The following is a 15,225-nucleotide window of genomic DNA, read 5'->3' on the forward strand; positions in this document are numbered from 1 at the left end:
TTTCAGCCCCTGACCCGAGTGTTGAAACGCATGTCGAGCCCGTCGAACAGACCCGGTTGACCGATCGCCCGCGCGAAGGCGGGCAGGATGTCGCCCTCTTCGGCGCAAATCCGGTCGTAATCCAGCACCACCGGCGTGCCGATCCCCTGCCAGAAGGCCAGGATCGCCGCGGTGTCGTAATACCAGGCGCCATCGGTGCTGTGATCGTCGGGCAGCGCCTTTTGCAGGTCCCAGTTGCCGGTCTTGCGCAGCTGATCGGCGCGCGAAGCCCGCCAGTCGTCCGGATTGCGCAGGGCGATCAGCGGCACGATCCGCGCAAAGCCTGCGGCAAGGCTGCTTTGCAGCGCAAAGGCCTCGAGCGGCGTGCGCAGCAGGCAGAATTCCTCGCTGCTGATGATCATGTCCGGGGCGGTCCCGCGCATCGCCGCGATCTCGGCGGGAACCGCGGCAAGCCGGGCCAGATCGGGCAGCGGCTCGCCAAGGCTTACCCGCGGGGTCGAGCGGATCTCGGGACGCAGGAAGGTGTTCGCCAGGGACCAGGCGTTCGATTTGGAATGAACCGCAATACCCGCCGCCCGCAGCGGGCCGGTCGAACGCTGCAACGCCCGCTGGATCGAGGTCGTCCCGGTCTTGTGGGTGCCGACATGCAGCCAGAGCGTGCCCGTTCCCGCGTGGTTCACCCCTTGACCCCCAATCGCTGGCCGACGCCGTCGCGGTTCTGCAACGCCCGCCACCAGCTTTCGTTCGCCAGATACCAGTCGACGGTGCGTTCCAGCCCCTCTTCGACCGTGACCGAGGGCCGCCAGCCCAGTTCGGTGCGGATCCGCGTCGGGTCGATCGCATAACGGGCGTCATGGCCGGGGCGATCGGTGACGAAGGTGATCTGATCGGCATAGCTGCCCGCGGCCTTCGGGCGCTTGCGGTCGAGGATCGCGCAGAGGGTGCGGACCAGTTCGAGGTTGGTGCGCTCGTTCTCGCCGCCGATGTTGTAACTGCGCCCGACCGCGCCCTTTTCGACCACGGTCAGCAGCGCATCGGCGTGATCCTCGACATAAAGCCAGTCGCGGATGTTCGAGCCGTCGCCATAGATCGGCAGCGCCTTGCCCGCCAGCGCGTTCAGGATGATCACCGGGATCAGCTTTTCCGGGAAATGGAACGGCCCGTAATTGTTCGAGCAATTCGTCAGCACCACGGGCAGGCCATAGGTCTCGTGCCAGGCGCGGACCAGATGATCCGAGCCCGCCTTCGAGGCCGAATAGGGGCTGCGCGGATCATAGGGCGTGTCTTCGGTGAACTTGACCGCGGGGTCATGCGGCAGGGACCCGAAGACCTCGTCGGTGGAGATGTGATGGAAGCGGAAGCTCTCGGGACGACCGCGGCCTTCCCAATGCTGCCGGGCGGCCTGCAGCATCTGATAGGTGCCCATCACATTCGTCTCGATGAAGACGCCCGGCCCGTCGATCGAGCGGTCGACATGGCTTTCCGCCGCCAGATGCATCACCGCATCGGGCTGATGGCGGTCCAGAATGGCGGCGATGGCGGCGCCGTCGCGGATGTCGGCCTGTTCAAACGCATAAAGCGGCGCGCTGGCGACCGAGGCGACGTTGTCGAGACAGGCGGCATAGGTCAGGGCATCGACATTGACCACGGCATGACCGCGCGCGATCGCCAGACGCACCACCGCGGAGCCGATGAACCCTGCCCCCCCGGTCACGAGAATCTTCATGGCAAATTCCATTTCTTCTGGTTTGAAACAGGCTTACTTGCGCAGATTGCAAAGGACAACCGACCTTTGCAATCCTGTCGGTGTGGTCTCAGCCCTGCCAGGTGAAGGCGCTGTCGAAATCGGCGATCCGCCCCGCGACCGCATCCTTGGCCGACAGCACCGGCTCCAGATCGCCCATGCCCCAGTCGATGCCGATATCGGGGTCGTTCCAGATCAGCGCGCCCTCGGTTTCCGGGTGATAGTAATCCGAGCATTTGTAGATGATCTCGGTTTCCGGCGCGCGGGTGACGAAGCCATGCGCGAAGCCCTTGGGCACCAGCAGTTGACGGCCGTTTTCAAAGCTCAGCTCGGCGCCGAACCACTGCCCGTAGGTGGGCGAGCCCTTGCGGATGTCGACCGCGACATCGAAAAGACAGCCCTTGCCGCAGCGCACCAGCTTGTCCTGCGCATGCGGGGGGGTCTGGAAATGCAGGCCGCGGATCGTGCCCACGGTCATCGACAGCGAATGGTTGTCCTGCACGAAGACGGTGTCGATCCCGTGCTCGGCCAGCGCCTTGGCCGAGTAGCTTTCGGAGAAGAAGCCCCGGTGGTCGCCGAAGCGGCGGGGGGTGATCAGTTTGACACCGGCAAGCGGCGTGTCTTCGACGAGCATCGCGGTCCTCGTTGCAAGATGGGTTCCGCGCCTGCTTAACAATTGCTTGCGCCAAAGTCACCCGGCCTGTCGCAAGCCCCGTCGTCAGACCAGCAGGTAATGCGTCTCGCCGCCGATCTGAATCGTCAGCCGCTGCAGGCTTTCGGCATCCACCACCGTCCAGACCGCGGCGCCGGTCGGGCGATGGATGAGCTGCACGTCCCGCACCGCGGCGTCACCGCCCAGATTGACCCATCGGAGCCCGAACTCGCCGATCTGCGCCCCGGCGCGGGTGAAGACAAGCCGGTCGTCGGCGCCGTAATCGGAGATCCAGTCGGTGCCCGCCCCGGCCGAGCCGTCATGCAGGAAGACATCCTTGCCCAGCCCGCCGGTCAGCAGGTCGTTGCCGCTCTCGCCGAAAAGCCAGTCGTCGCCGTCGCCGCCGTCAAGCAGGTCGGCGCCGCTGCCGCCGCGCAGGGTGTCGTTGCCGCTGTCGCCGCGCAGGGTGTCGGCCCCCGCGCCGCCCCAAAGCGCGTCATCGCCGCCGCCGCCCGACAGGCTGTCGGCCAGATCTTCGGGCGTGCCGGTTTCCATCCCGCCATAAAGGCTGTCATTGCCCGATCCGCCCAGAAGCGTGTCGGCCCCGGCGCCGCCGCTGAGCAGATTGACCCCGGCGCCGCCCTCGATCCGGTCGTTGCCCGCGTCGCCCCGCAGCGTGTCGTCCCCCGCGTCGCCCAAAAGCGTGTCATTGCCCGCGCCGCCGCCAAGGAAGTCGTTGCCCTCGCCGCCCGAAAGCCGATCGTCGTCGCCACCGCCGTTCAGGTTGTCGTTGCCCGCCCCGCCCAGCAGCGTGTCGCGGCCGATGTCGCCCAGCAGCCTGTCGGCGCCGCCATCGCCGACGAGGGAATCGTCGCCCGTCGCGCCGTTGAGCACGTCGATGTCCTCGCCGCCGGTCAGCGTGTCATTGCCGTTGCCGCCGTTCATCCGGTTCGCGCCCTCGCCCCCGACCAGGGAATCGTCGCCGTCATTGCCCGCGATCGTGTCATTGCCGCTGTCGCCGAAAATCACGTCATTGCCGCCACCGCCCTGGATCATGTCGCTTGACTCGAGGCCGCGGATCGTGTCGGCCCGGCTGCTGCCGATCAGGGTGTCGCGGCCGATCGTGCCGGACAACGCGCCGCCGCCGCTGCCCGCCACGATCCGCTCGCCCTGCAGCTCGCCCAGCATCAGCAGCCGGTCGGGCAGGCCGAAGCTCAGCCCGGCCCAGATGTCGCTCAGCGCCAGCGGCCGCCCGGTCGCGGAAACGATCTCGATCTCGGTGCCGCCAAAGGACAGCAGCAGGCCGCGGTCGGTGGGCGTGGCGATCAGCTGCGCGGTCGAGCGCAGCATCGGCAGGCCGCTGAGATCGATGCGGTCGCCGGGGCTGTAATCCATCACATATTGCCGATTGACGGAGCTGCGGATCACGAACGTGTCGTTGCCCGCGCCGCCGAACATCACCGTGCTGCCCGGGCCCGAGACCAGAACGTCCTCGCCCGCGAGCCCCATCAGCGTGTCGCCGCCGCTGGTGTTGGCCACCAGCAGATCATCAAGCGCGGAGCCGTCGCGGCGCAGGCTGCCGCTGGGGGCGCCGTTCACCGTCACGCCCAGAGCGGCCAGATCGATGCGCAACAGGCTCAGCCCGGATTGGGCGCCCGAGGCGACGAAAATCTGCAGCTCGGTGCCGACCAGGGTCATCGCCACGGTGGTGATGTCCTGCAGGCCAAGCCCGGTGCCGTCCTCCAGGGTCTGCAGCTGCACCAGCCGCCCGTCGGGCAGAAGCGTGAACAGGGTCAGCCCGTCATCGCCGCCGCCAGCCACCACGAAGACCCGGCCCCGCACGGCGATCGCCTCCAGAGCGGTGATCGTGCCGAAGCGGCTGTCGAGCGTGTCCATCAGGTGATCGGTCGGGCGCAGGCTGCCGGTCGCGGTCAGTTCCATCACCGAAATCGTGCCGCTGCCGCCCGCGCCCAAAAGCACGAAGGTCTTGCCGAAGGCGGCGATCGTGGTCATCACGGTGGGGTCGTTCACGCCCAGCCCGTTCGACGCCCCGAGCGTGCCGACCTGCACCAGCGCGCCATTGGCGCCGACGCGATAGCTGGCGACACCGTCGAAGCCGCAATCGGCGCGCAGCAGGAACTCCTGTCCGGCCACCGCCACCATCTCGAGCAGCACCTGCCCGCCGACCGTCCCGCCCGAGGGGCTGGCGGTGCCCGAAACCCAGCGCGGAATGCCGTCGGCGTCGATCGCATAGCCGTTCAACACCCCGCTGATCGCGTCGGAAACATAGATCATGTCGGCGCCACTGGCGATTTCCGCCGTCAGCAGGCCGTTTTGCAGCCACGGGGAATGCGCGTCGTTCAGCCGGATCGTCGTCTGGCGGCCCAGATCGCCGGAGGCGTCGGAATTGCTGCTCAGCAGATCGCCGCCCTGGGTGACGCCAAAGATGATCCGAGTGTAGCCGTTGAACGTGGCCCAGGACAGATCCAGCGCCGCCATCCCGGCAAGGCTGCCCGGGAAGTAGAAACTGTCGGCGACGCTTGGCACGGCGCCGGCGCCGATCCGCCAGGCCAGGATGCCGCCATTGCTGCCGGTCACGCTGTAAAGGAAGGTTCCCGAAGCCGTCGCGACGATTTCGAGTCGTTCGATATTCGTGTCGAGCAGGGAGAACCCGGACTCGACCCGTCTTGTGAAAGCAATCCGCATCGCACACCCCCCAAGATGAGCAGGGGCAGGCTCTGCCGTCGCGTCGTCCCGGCCGTGTCGCGATCACGGCGAAATTATGACTCTTGGACGCAATTTTGCGCAAATCGCCAATCTGGAAACGGTCCGTTTCGGCGCCAACCTTGGCCGGTCTCGGCGCGATCCTGTCGCTCGGTGCTTGCCAAGCGCGCAAGGACGGGTCTAATCGGCGCATGACCCAATTTGCCCTTGCCGCCCTTGCCGCCACCCGCGCCCTGCGCACGCTCTTCGAGCCGACGCCCTTGCAGCGCAACGATTTCCTGTCCAAACGCTACGAGGCCGAGATCTGGCTGAAGCGCGAAGACCTGACGCCGGTGCGCAGCTACAAGCTGCGCGGCGCCTTCACCGCGATGCGCAAGCTGCTGGAGATCACCCCCGAGGCGCGGCAGTTCGTCTGTGCCAGCGCGGGCAATCACGCGCAGGGCGTGGCCTTTGCCTGCCGCCATTTCGGCGTGCAGGGGACGATCTTCATGCCGGTGACGACGCCGCAGCAGAAGATCGACAAGACCCGCACCTTTGGCGGCGATGCGGTCGAGATCGTGCTGACGGGCGATTATTTCGATCAGACGCTGGCGGCCTCGCAGAAATTCTGTGCCGAGGCGGGGGCGCATTTCCTCTCGCCCTTCGACGACGAGAACGTGATCGAGGGCCAGGCCTCGGTGGGGGTCGAGATCCTCGATCAGCTTGGCCGCGCGCCCGATCTGGTCATTCTGCCGGTGGGCGGCGGCGGTCTGGCGGCGGGGGTGACGGGCTATCTGCGCGCGACGGCACCGCAGACGGGCTATCGCTTCGTCGAGCCGCAGGGCGGCGCCAGCCTGACCGCGGCGGTGACGGCGGGAACGCCGGTGACGCTCAAGCATGTCAACAGCTTTGTCGATGGCGCGGCGGTGGCGCGGATCGGGGCCTTGCCGCTTGCGGCGCTGGATTGGGTGACCCCCGAAGAAATCCTGCTGGCGCCGGAAGATCGCATCTGCCTGACCATGCTCGAGATGCTGAACCACGAGGGGATCGTGCTGGAACCGGCCGGGGCGCTGGCGCTGAACGTGCTGCCCGAACTGGCCGAGCAGATCCGCGGCAAGACCGTGGTCTGCGTGACGTCGGGGGGGAATTTCGATTTCGAGCGGCTGCCCGAGGTCAAGGAACGGGCGCAGCGCTATTCCGGACTGAAGAAATATTTCATCCTGCGGATGCCGCAGCGGCCGGGGGCGTTGCGCGAATTCCTGTCGATGCTGGGGCCGGAAGACGACATCGCGCGGTTCGAATATCTGAAGAAATCCGCCCGCAACTTCGGCTCGGTGCTGATCGGCATCGAGACGAAGCAGGCGGGCGCCTTCGATGCGCTGACGCAAAAGCTGGATGCCGCGGGCTTTGATTACCGCGACATCACCGACGATTCCGCGATCGCCGAATTCCTGATCTGAGCCTCAGGCGGCGGACAGGAATTCGTCGACCCGGCCCATGAAGATGTCCTTCGAGCGGCCGTAACAGTCGAGCACGGCGGGAATGTCCACCGTCGCGGCATTGCCCGCGGCGCAGCGGCGTTCGCCGTCCTGACAGATCGCCCCGAAGTCGCGAAAGCCCAGATTCCAGGCCGACCCCTTGAGGAAATGCAGCTCGTCGCCCAGCTTGTCCGGCTTGCGGCCCAGGTTCATCACCACATTCTCGACCTCGTCGAGAAACAGCTCGAGCACTTCGGCAAACCCTTCGGCGCCGATTTCGGATCGCAACTCGGCGACCCGTTCCCAATCGATCATAGTTCCCTCCACAGAGCCCTTTTCTTCACCACAGCGAAAGGCTACGGGCCATTCCTTGCGGAAGCTTTAACCCCCGATCAGGATTACGGCGATTCACCTGTTCTTAAGGTCGATCGCGCAAGGTGCGCCATGCATAGTGCCGGTGAGCCCGTGACAGATCCGATTTCAGACCGTCCAGATCCGACCTCAGCTTCCGAGCCCGCCCCCGTGCCGCGCCGGGTTCTGGTCGTGGACGACAGCAAGATGCAGCGTCGCATCCTGTCCGCCCTGCTCTCGCGGTCGGGCTACGAGGTGCTGGAGGCGGGCACGGCAGAAGAGGCGCTGGAAATCTGCGACCGGATCGAGCCCGATTTCGTGCTGTCCGACTGGATGATGCCCGGCATGTCGGGGATCGAATTCTGTCACAAGTTCCGCGCCATGCCGCGCGAGGGCTACGGCTATTTCATCCTTCTGACCTCGAAGACCGAAAAGCATGACGTGGCCGAGGGGCTGCAAAGCGGCGCCGATGATTTTCTGGCCAAGCCGGTGAATGGTGACGAGCTGCGGGCCCGGCTGATGGCGGGCGAACGCATCCTGACCATGGAACATGCGATGAAGGAGAAGAACCGGCAGCTTTCCTCGGCGCTGGGCGAGTTGCAGTCGCTTTACGATTCGATCAACCGGGATCTGGTCGAGGCCTGCAAGCTGCAGCAAAGTCTGGTCAAGGAACGCCACCGCAGCTTCGGCAATGCGCAGGTGTCGCTGACGCTGCGGCCTTCGGGCCATGTCGGCGGCGATCTGGTCGGCTTCTTCCCGATCAACATCCGCCGCGTCGGGCTTTACGGCATCGACGTCTCGGGGCATGGCATCACCTCGGCGCTGATGACGGCGCGGCTGGCGGGCTATCTGTCGGGCACCTCGCCCGAACAGAACATCGCCCTGATCCAGACCGAATTCGGCTTTTACGACGGCCGCGACCCGGCCGATCTGGCGGCTTATCTGAACACCCTCGTGCTCGAGGAAATGCAGACCGACAGCTATTTCACCCTGATCTATGCCGATGTGGACCTGATTTCCGGCAAGGTCGCGCTGGTGCAGGCGGGCCATCCGCATCCGGCGGTGCTGCGCGCCGATGGCTCGGTGGAATTTCTGGGCGATGGCGGCCTGCCCGTCGGGCTGATCGAGGGGGCGAGCTACGAAACCGTCACCACCCGGCTTGCGCCCGGGGACCGGCTGTTTCTGGGCTCGGACGGCATCACCGAGGCGGAACCGCCGCGGCGGCCGCAGATCGGCGAGGAGGGGCTGGCGATGCTGCTCAAGCGGCTGAACCTGCTGCGCGGCCCGGCCTTTCTGGATGCGCTTTACTGGGAATTGCAGCGCATGACCTCGGACAACCTGGCCGACGATGTGTCGGCGGTGCTGTTCGAATTCTACGGCGCCAAGGAAAACGTCGGTTAAGGCTCGCGCAGCGCCTCGCGCGATTTGTAAAGCGGCTTGAGCAGATAGTGCAGCACGGTCTTTTCGCCGGTGTGCAGTTCCACCGTCGCCTGCATCCCGGGCCGGATTTCAAGACGGCGCTGCCGTTCGGTCATATGCGCCAGATCGACCCGCAGCGTCACCTTGTAATAGGGTTCGGCATCGGGCTTCTGTTCGTCCTTGAACGTGTCGGCCGAAACGAAATGCACCGCGCCCTGCAGGCTGCCGTAAATCGTGTAATCATAAGCCGACAGCTTGATCGTCGCCGCCTGTCCCAGCTTCACGTTGGCGATGTCCTGCGGCGCGATCCGGGCGTCGATGAACAGTTCTTCATCCAGCGGGATGATTTCCAGGATCTCCTCGCCCGGCCGCACGACGCCGCCGATCGTCGTCACCGAGAGCTTGTTGACGATCCCGTGCATCGGCGAGGTCAGCGTGGTCCGCGTCAGCTGATCTTCCGACAGTTTCAGCTGCTGGCGCAACGTGCCCAGCTTTTCCAGCGTCTCGGAATAGTCCGAGGCGCGTTCCAGCTCCGCCTTGGTGACGATGTCGTTCAGCTGCGCCTCGGCATCGGAAAAGGCCTTGCGCGCCTTGGTCACCTCGATCAGCGGCGCGACATCGCGTTCGAACATCTTTTCCAGCATGTCGCGCTCGGCCTTGGCCTGTTTCAGGATCGCCGCGGCACCCTTCTTGCGCGAGGAAAAATCGCTCAGCCGCGCCAGCAGCAGCGCGCTTTCCGACTTCACGATCTCGGGGACAAGCCGATCCTGCTCCTCGCTCGGCACGAATTCATCCAGCCCGTTCATCTCGGCCTCGAGCCGCAGCTGCCGGATTTCCAGCGCCGCGATCTGCGCCTGCAGATCATCGACCTGGGTCCGATACGAGGTCTCGTGCAGCCGCCCCAGCACCGTGCCGGGCGAGACCTCGTCGCCCTCGGACACATTGAGTTCCGCCAGAATCCCGCCTTCCAGGTTCTGGATGATCTGCGGCTTCGAGGAGGAGACGATCTCTCCGGGGCCGCGCACGATCTGGTCGATGCGGGCATAGGCGGACCAGACCAGAAAGGCCAGGATCGACAGGCCGATCAGCCAGATCGTCCAGCTCATCCGCCGCGCCGCCGTGGTCACCGCCGCAGGATCGACGGTGCTCATTTCGGCCCCCCGGCCTTCGCCTTGGTCAGATGCGCCAGCACCGCATCGCGCGGGCCATCGACCGCCATCCGGCCGTTTTGCAAGATCAGCGTGCGGGCGGTCAGCGCCAGGATCGGCACCCGATGCGTCGCGATGATCGCCGTGCGCCCGTCCAGCCAGGTTTCCAATCGGCTCACCAGCGTGGTTTCGAGCGTGGTGTCCAGCGCCGCGGTGGGTTCATCAAGGATCACCACCGTCGGATCCTGCAGCCAGAGCCGCGCCCAGCCGATCGACTGGCGCTGCCCGACCGAAAGCCCCTCGCCGCCGTCGCGGATCGGCAGATCAAGGCCCTTCGGATGGCCGCGCAGGAACGGCCCCAGCCCGGCAAAATCCAGCGCGCGGTAAAGCCGGTCCTCGTCGCGTTCCAGCTGCGTCAGGTTCAGGTTGTCGCGCAACGTGCCGGAAAACAGCCGCACGTCCTGCGACAGATACCCCACCGCCCGGCGCAGATCGCGCGGATGCAGCTGGCCGATATCGACACCATCCAGCAGGATCCGCCCGGCCGTCGGTTCGTAAACCCCGGCCAGCAGCTTCAGCAGCGTCGATTTCCCCGAGCCGTTCGAGCCCAGAATGGCGACCCTCTGCCCGGGCGGAATGCGCAGCGCGGCAATGTCCACCGTCGCCGAGGACTCGGGATCGTATTTGAATTCCAGCCCGCGCAGCTCGTATTCGCCCTCGATCCGCTCGGCGCGCAGATAGCTGCGGCTGGCGGCCTGCACCTGATCGGCCCCGGCGATTTCCTCAAGACCCTGCAGCGCAGCCTTCACATTGGCCCAGCGCGCCATCGTTCCCGCCAGCTGCGTCAGCGGCGCCAGCGTGCGCGAGGTCAAAAGCCCGATCGCGATGATCGCGCCCACGGTGAATTCGCCCTCGAAGACCATATAGGCGCCGACCATCACCGCGGTCACATAGGTCGCCTGCTGCACCATCTGCGCCCAATAGGTCAGGGCCGAGGCCAGCTTGCGGCTTTCCGAGGATTTCACCGCCGAAAGCGTCGTCAGCTCTTCCCAGACCCGCTTGAACCGGTCGGCGCCGCGCTGGGTGGCCACCGTTTCATGTTCATAGATCGCCTCGTGCAGAAGCTTCGCCGCCCGGGCGGAGGCGCCCTGCGTCGATTGCGTGATCTTCATCATCCTGCCCTGCATCAGGAAGCCGGGCACCACCATCAGGATGGCGCCCGCCAGCAGCACCCAGACCAGATTGCCGCCGATCGAGGCGACAAGGGCGAGGAAGATGAAGATGAAGGGAATGTCGGCGATCGTGCCGATCGTCGAGGCGGTAAAGAACTCCCGCACCGAGGAAAATTCCCGCATCGCGGAAAACAGCTGGCTGGGCGAGCGCCGCCCGGGCGCCGCCTTCATCCCCAGAAGCCGGTCCATCAGCAGGCCCTGCACCGTCAGCTCGATCTTGCGCCCGGCCAGATCCATCAACCCCGACCGGGCGAGTTTCAGCGCCATTTCAAGGACAAGCGCCAGCAGCGCGCCCAGCGCCAGCACCCAGAGCGTCGCCTCGGACTTGTGCGGAATGACGCGGTCATAGACCTGCATCGAGAACATCGAGACCGCGACGGCCAGGATATTGGCAAACAGCGAGCCCAGCGCCACTTCGACAAAGGCGCGGCGTTGCGCCTTGAACGCGCCCCAGAACCAGTGCTCGGGCGAGGTGTCGGGGGCGTGGCGTTGTTCGAGCTGGCGCAGCGAAGTGCGGGCGCGGATGATCTTGCCGGAAAAGAACGGCGCGAATTCGGCCAGCGCCACTTCGGCGCGCTGATCGGGGCAGGTCTTGTCATAGACGAACAGCAGCTCGGCTTCCTGCCGGATCACCAGAACGAGCTGCCCCGAGGTCATCTGCGCCAGCGCCGGCCATTGCCCGGGCGAGAGCCGGGCGATCTCCTCGACCGCGGCGGTCATCCCCGCGACCCGCAGCACCGCGGCGATATGTTCGGGCTGAACTTCCCCCGCTTCGGCGCCGGTGACGGCGGCGGTGGCCTCTCCGACGGCCAGAAGCATCTGTTCCAGAATGTCGGCGGCGGGCACCTGCGCGCCCAGAAGCGCGGCATAGGCCGAGGCCAGTTCCGCCCGCGCCCGTGCCCGTCCGGGGGCCCTCGGCGCGCTGGGCATGGCGGGGACGGCTTTGGGCAAAGCGCCATCGGACGCCCCGCTGACACGGGCCGCGTTCAGATCGAAGGCTATCACCCGGTCTGCCAAGCTCCCGCACCGTTTCAGATATTGCTGCCGTCCACCAATATCCCGTGTTTACGCGCGATTTCCAGCTCTATCAGCGCGATGTCATACTTCAGCCCGGCCTGCGCATGGGCCATCTGCGCATGGCTTTCATACATGCTCACCAGATCCATCAGCGACCGCCGTCCCATCTTGTATTGTTCGGTGAACATCTCCAGCCCGGCGGCGGTTTCCGCCACCACCGCGCCGTCGCGGGCCTCCCGCGCGGCAAGCGCGGCGATCTTGGCGCGCAGCGACGCCACTTCCTGCGCCTCGGTCTGTTCGGTCCGCGCCACCCGGGCCGTGGCCGCCTCGCGCGCGGCCTCGACCGCTTCCAGCTGCGCCCTGGTGCCGAAGCCCAGCATCTGGTCGATGCCAAGCGTCAGGCCGATGTCGCTGTCGCCACTGCCGGTGCTGGCCTCGGCGCCCAGCTTCGGCAGATGCCCGGCGCGGCCGATCCGCGCCTCGGCCTCGGCCCTTTCCGCCTCGGCGCGCGATTTCGTCACCGAAAGCGCCCCGGGCAGGGGCTCGGGCAGGGCCAGATCGTTCATCCCGGCAAGCCCGTCGAGCGGCGCCGACGTCATCGCGCGCAGCTGCGCCATCGCCGCCGTGGCGGTGTCGCGATCGGCTTGCGCCGTCGCCCGCATCTCGGAGAGTTTTTGCGCCAGCACCCGGGCCTCGGTGCCATCCGACAGCCCGCCTTCGACGCGGATCTGCATGATCTCGTTGAAATCGCCCAGTTTCGCCACCGAGAGATCGGCCACCGCCGCCTGTTCGCGGGCCTTCAGCGCGTTGATGTAGGCCCGCAGCCCCTCGGCCACAGTATCGTTCATCTCGGCCGAAAGCGACACGGCCGCCACTTCGACATCGGCCGCCGCCGCCTCGCGTTCGGCCCGTTTCGCGCCATTGTCCCACAAGGTCTGGCTGATCAGCAGCTCGGCCGCCAGATCGCCCAGCCGCGTCAGGCTGAGGCTGGGCCCGATCCGCGGCAACCAGTTCTTCGAGGTCGCCTGCGCCGTCAGCCGCGCCACCCGCAGCTCGGCCTTGGCCGTGCCCTTGGCGTCGCGCAGCACCGCCTCGGCCACCTGCGCATAGGGGCCGGCGCCGGGCAGAACCGAAACCCGGCCCGCCAGCTCGGCGATGATCGCAGAGGTCTCGGCCGTCGTCCCCGGCTTGCCCGCCACGAGGCCGGCCGTCGCAGGAGAGAAGGCCGAGCGGCCGGTGGGGAAGGGGGTTCCTTCCAGACAGCCGCTCGTCGTCATCGCAATCAGTGCCGCCGCCGACATCCGGGCCACGGTGGAGGCCCGGAAAAGCGGCGCGAAGCTGCCATTCCGGGTCATCGGGGCACCGTCAGATCGTGACGTTGGTGATCGAGTCGTCGATCAGGATGCGGTGTCCCTCGTCGCCCAGCGTGTAGATGCTGTAGCTGTGGCCGTCGAGCGACGCCGTCTCGCCGGTGTCGGTGGCGCCCAGCGCGGTGACGCGGTCGTTGGCATCGCCGCGGACGATCAGGTCGTTGTCGCCGCCGGTCAGCGTCTGCAGCTGCTCGGCGGTGATCGTCAGATCGACCGAGGCGTGATGCAGGTCGATCGATCCGAAGTCGAACTGGGTCAGTCCGCTGTTGTTCAGATCCATCGTCACGCTGCCGTTCGGGCTGACGACCAGCAGGGTCGACATCTCGTTTCCGGCGGTGTCGCTGTCGGTGACGACGAGGAACTGACCATCCGGCACCCGGTTGAACGAATAGTATTCGTCGTCGCTGGGCGTGCTCATCGGCTCGCTGTCACGCATCAGGATCACGGTGCCATCCGCGGTCACGGTCTGGATCACGTAATGATCGCTTTCGCTGACATCGGCGTAAAGGCCGCGGGTGCCGTTGCCGTTGTTGGTCACGTCGCCGATCACCGGCGCATCCGGGGCCACCAGATCATAGCTGAAGTTGCCCGAGGTCGTCGCGGTGTTCTGCGCCGCATCGGTGGCCACGGCCGTGTAACCCATCGCGCCGGAGCCGCCCGGCAGATCGGTCGTGGTGAAGACCGCGGTCCAGGTGCCGTCGCCCTGGGCGGTGACGGTGCGGGTGGCGCCATTCTCCAGCGTCACCACCACCGTCGCTCCGGCTTCGACCGTGCCCGAGATCGCAAATCCGCTCTGCGCCTCGGTCCGGTTCACCACGTTGTCGTTCGTCACCGTGCTGAAGGCATGGAAGTTGCGCACCAGCGGATCGACGTCGATCAGACTGGTCTGGGTCGTGGTGTTGCCATAGGGATCGGTGGCGTTCACCGTCAGCGGCAGGTTGTTCGTCTCGGTCGTGGGCAGGTCCGAAGCCGGGATCTGAGCCGACCAGGTGCCGTCCGAATTCACCGAGGCGACGACGATCCGGCCCGAGGCCAGTTGCACGGTGACGACGGATCCGGCTTCGACGGTGCCTTCGATCTGCAGCCCGCTCGCGGCCTCGGCGCCGTTCACCACGCCATCGGTGCCGGGCGTGTCGGTCCAGTGCGAGATCGGCGAGACCTCGGTATCGACATCAATCAGATGCGTCGTGGTGGCGGTATTGCCCGCAAGGTCGGTCGCGGTGACCCTGGCCTCGGCGGTATAGGTGCCCGCGGCATATTCGCTGGAACTGAAGGAGGTGCTCCAGCGGCCATTCGCATCGGCGGTCACGCTGCGCGAGCCGGTGCCGAAACTGACCACCACCGAGGCTCCGGCCTCGGCCGTTCCGGTCAGCACCAGATCGCCCGCGGCGCGTTCGGCGCCGCTGACCAGATCGTCACCGCCCGCCAGCCCGTTGTCGAAGCGGACGGTGGTTTCGGTGTCCACCACCAGCGTGTCGCTCAGCGTGGTCACGTTGCCGTGGATGTCGGTCGCGGTGACCACCATCCCCTGGCTGTAGGTGCCCGCCGGCACGTCGGAGGTCGGGAAGGTCACGCTCCAGGTGCCATCCCCGCCGACGGTGGCGGTCTGTTCGTGACCGCTGATCACGACGCGGATCGTCGCCCCCGGCTCGCTGGTGCCGCGGATGGTGACGCCATCGGCATGTTCGGCGGCGTTTTCGATGTCGCCGGTCGATTGCGTGCCATCGGTGATTTCCACCGGCGGACGCGTCATGTCGATCAGGTAATCGGGGCCGTCGAGATTGTAGACGGTGCCACCGGGCGCGGTGACCACCACGCTCGAGGAATAATCGCCATCCGCCGGGAAGGTCGAGCCGGCGAAGGTCACCGACCAGGTGCCGCTGGCGCCGACGGTGGCCGTCATGGTTTCGCCGCCCAGCGTCACCACCACGGTCGAGCCCGCCTGCGCCGTCCCCGAAACCGTCGCTTCCGCTTCGGTATTCGTGGTCAGCGTCGCCGGATCGCGATCATCAACGGTCGGCGTCGGGTCCGTGGGATCGGTCGGGTCCGTGGGATCGGTCGGGTCCGTCGGGTCCGTGGGATCGGTCGGGTCCGTGGGATCGGTCGGGTCC

At 66.6% G+C, this 15,225-nt stretch carries 11 protein-coding genes; 2 read left to right on the plus strand and 9 right to left on the minus strand.

Annotated features, from left to right (window positions below; genetic code table 11):
- Window positions 1-2 precede the first annotated feature (2 nt).
- From FBT96_RS10035 to FBT96_RS10050, 4 genes are all read right to left on the minus strand, one after another.
- Window positions 3-680, minus strand: coding sequence for a hypothetical protein (locus FBT96_RS10035; RefSeq protein WP_136906231.1), 678 nt, complete (start codon window positions 678-680; stop codon window positions 3-5).
- On the minus strand, window positions 677-1,726 hold the full coding sequence (gene rfbB / locus FBT96_RS10040) for a dTDP-glucose 4,6-dehydratase (RefSeq protein ID WP_136906233.1): 1,050 nt from the start codon (window positions 1,724-1,726) through the stop codon (window positions 677-679). Before rfbB ends, FBT96_RS10035 begins: the two co-directional genes overlap by 4 nt.
- 88 nt (window positions 1,727-1,814) lie before the next feature.
- Window positions 1,815-2,378 carry a dTDP-4-dehydrorhamnose 3,5-epimerase gene (gene rfbC / locus FBT96_RS10045; RefSeq protein ID WP_136906235.1) on the minus strand — a complete coding sequence of 188 codons (564 nt, stop codon included), beginning with the start codon at window positions 2,376-2,378 and terminating at the stop codon, window positions 1,815-1,817.
- Window positions 2,379-2,462: 84 nt separating this feature from the next.
- Entirely contained in the window at window positions 2,463-5,102 is a 2,640-nt protein-coding gene (locus FBT96_RS10050; RefSeq protein WP_136906237.1) for a calcium-binding protein, read from the minus strand.
- A 209-nt stretch (window positions 5,103-5,311) separates the two neighbouring features.
- Between FBT96_RS10050 and ilvA the strand changes: the two genes are divergently transcribed.
- On the plus strand, window positions 5,312-6,559 hold the full coding sequence (ilvA, locus tag FBT96_RS10055) for a threonine ammonia-lyase IlvA (RefSeq protein WP_136906239.1): 1,248 nt from the start codon (window positions 5,312-5,314) through the stop codon (window positions 6,557-6,559).
- A 3-nt stretch (window positions 6,560-6,562) separates the two neighbouring features.
- On the opposite strand, the gene FBT96_RS10060 is transcribed toward ilvA, so the two are convergent.
- Window positions 6,563-6,892, minus strand: a complete 330-nt coding sequence (locus FBT96_RS10060; protein WP_136906241.1) for an Hpt domain-containing protein — start codon at window positions 6,890-6,892, stop codon at window positions 6,563-6,565.
- A 207-nt stretch (window positions 6,893-7,099) separates the two neighbouring features.
- Between FBT96_RS10060 and FBT96_RS10065 the strand changes: the two genes are divergently transcribed.
- On the plus strand, window positions 7,100-8,329 hold the full coding sequence (locus FBT96_RS10065; RefSeq protein WP_136906243.1) for a PP2C family protein-serine/threonine phosphatase: 1,230 nt from the start codon (window positions 7,100-7,102) through the stop codon (window positions 8,327-8,329).
- Here FBT96_RS10065 and FBT96_RS10070 read toward each other — a convergent pair.
- The 4 genes from FBT96_RS10070 to FBT96_RS10085 all read right to left on the minus strand — a co-directional run.
- The gene (locus FBT96_RS10070) at window positions 8,326-9,498 is read right to left on the minus strand and encodes an HlyD family type I secretion periplasmic adaptor subunit (protein ID WP_136906245.1); all 1,173 of its coding nucleotides are present in this window, start codon (window positions 9,496-9,498) and stop codon (window positions 8,326-8,328) included. The genes FBT96_RS10065 and FBT96_RS10070 overlap by 4 nt on opposite strands.
- Entirely contained in the window at window positions 9,495-11,657 is a 2,163-nt protein-coding gene (locus tag FBT96_RS10075) for an ATP-binding cassette domain-containing protein (RefSeq protein ID WP_249306423.1), read from the minus strand. Before FBT96_RS10075 ends, FBT96_RS10070 begins: the two co-directional genes overlap by 4 nt.
- A 101-nt stretch (window positions 11,658-11,758) precedes the next feature.
- On the minus strand, window positions 11,759-13,099 hold the full coding sequence (locus FBT96_RS10080) for a TolC family protein (RefSeq protein WP_136906249.1): 1,341 nt from the start codon (window positions 13,097-13,099) through the stop codon (window positions 11,759-11,761).
- 10 nt (window positions 13,100-13,109) lie between these two features.
- On the minus strand, window positions 13,110-15,225 hold a 2,116-nt coding region (locus FBT96_RS10085; RefSeq protein WP_136906251.1), incomplete at its 5' end, for an Ig-like domain-containing protein.

It is taken from the genome of Rhodobacter capsulatus, assembly GCF_005144475.1.
Taxonomy (GTDB): Bacteria; Pseudomonadota; Alphaproteobacteria; order Rhodobacterales; family Rhodobacteraceae; genus Rhodobacter; species Rhodobacter capsulatus_C.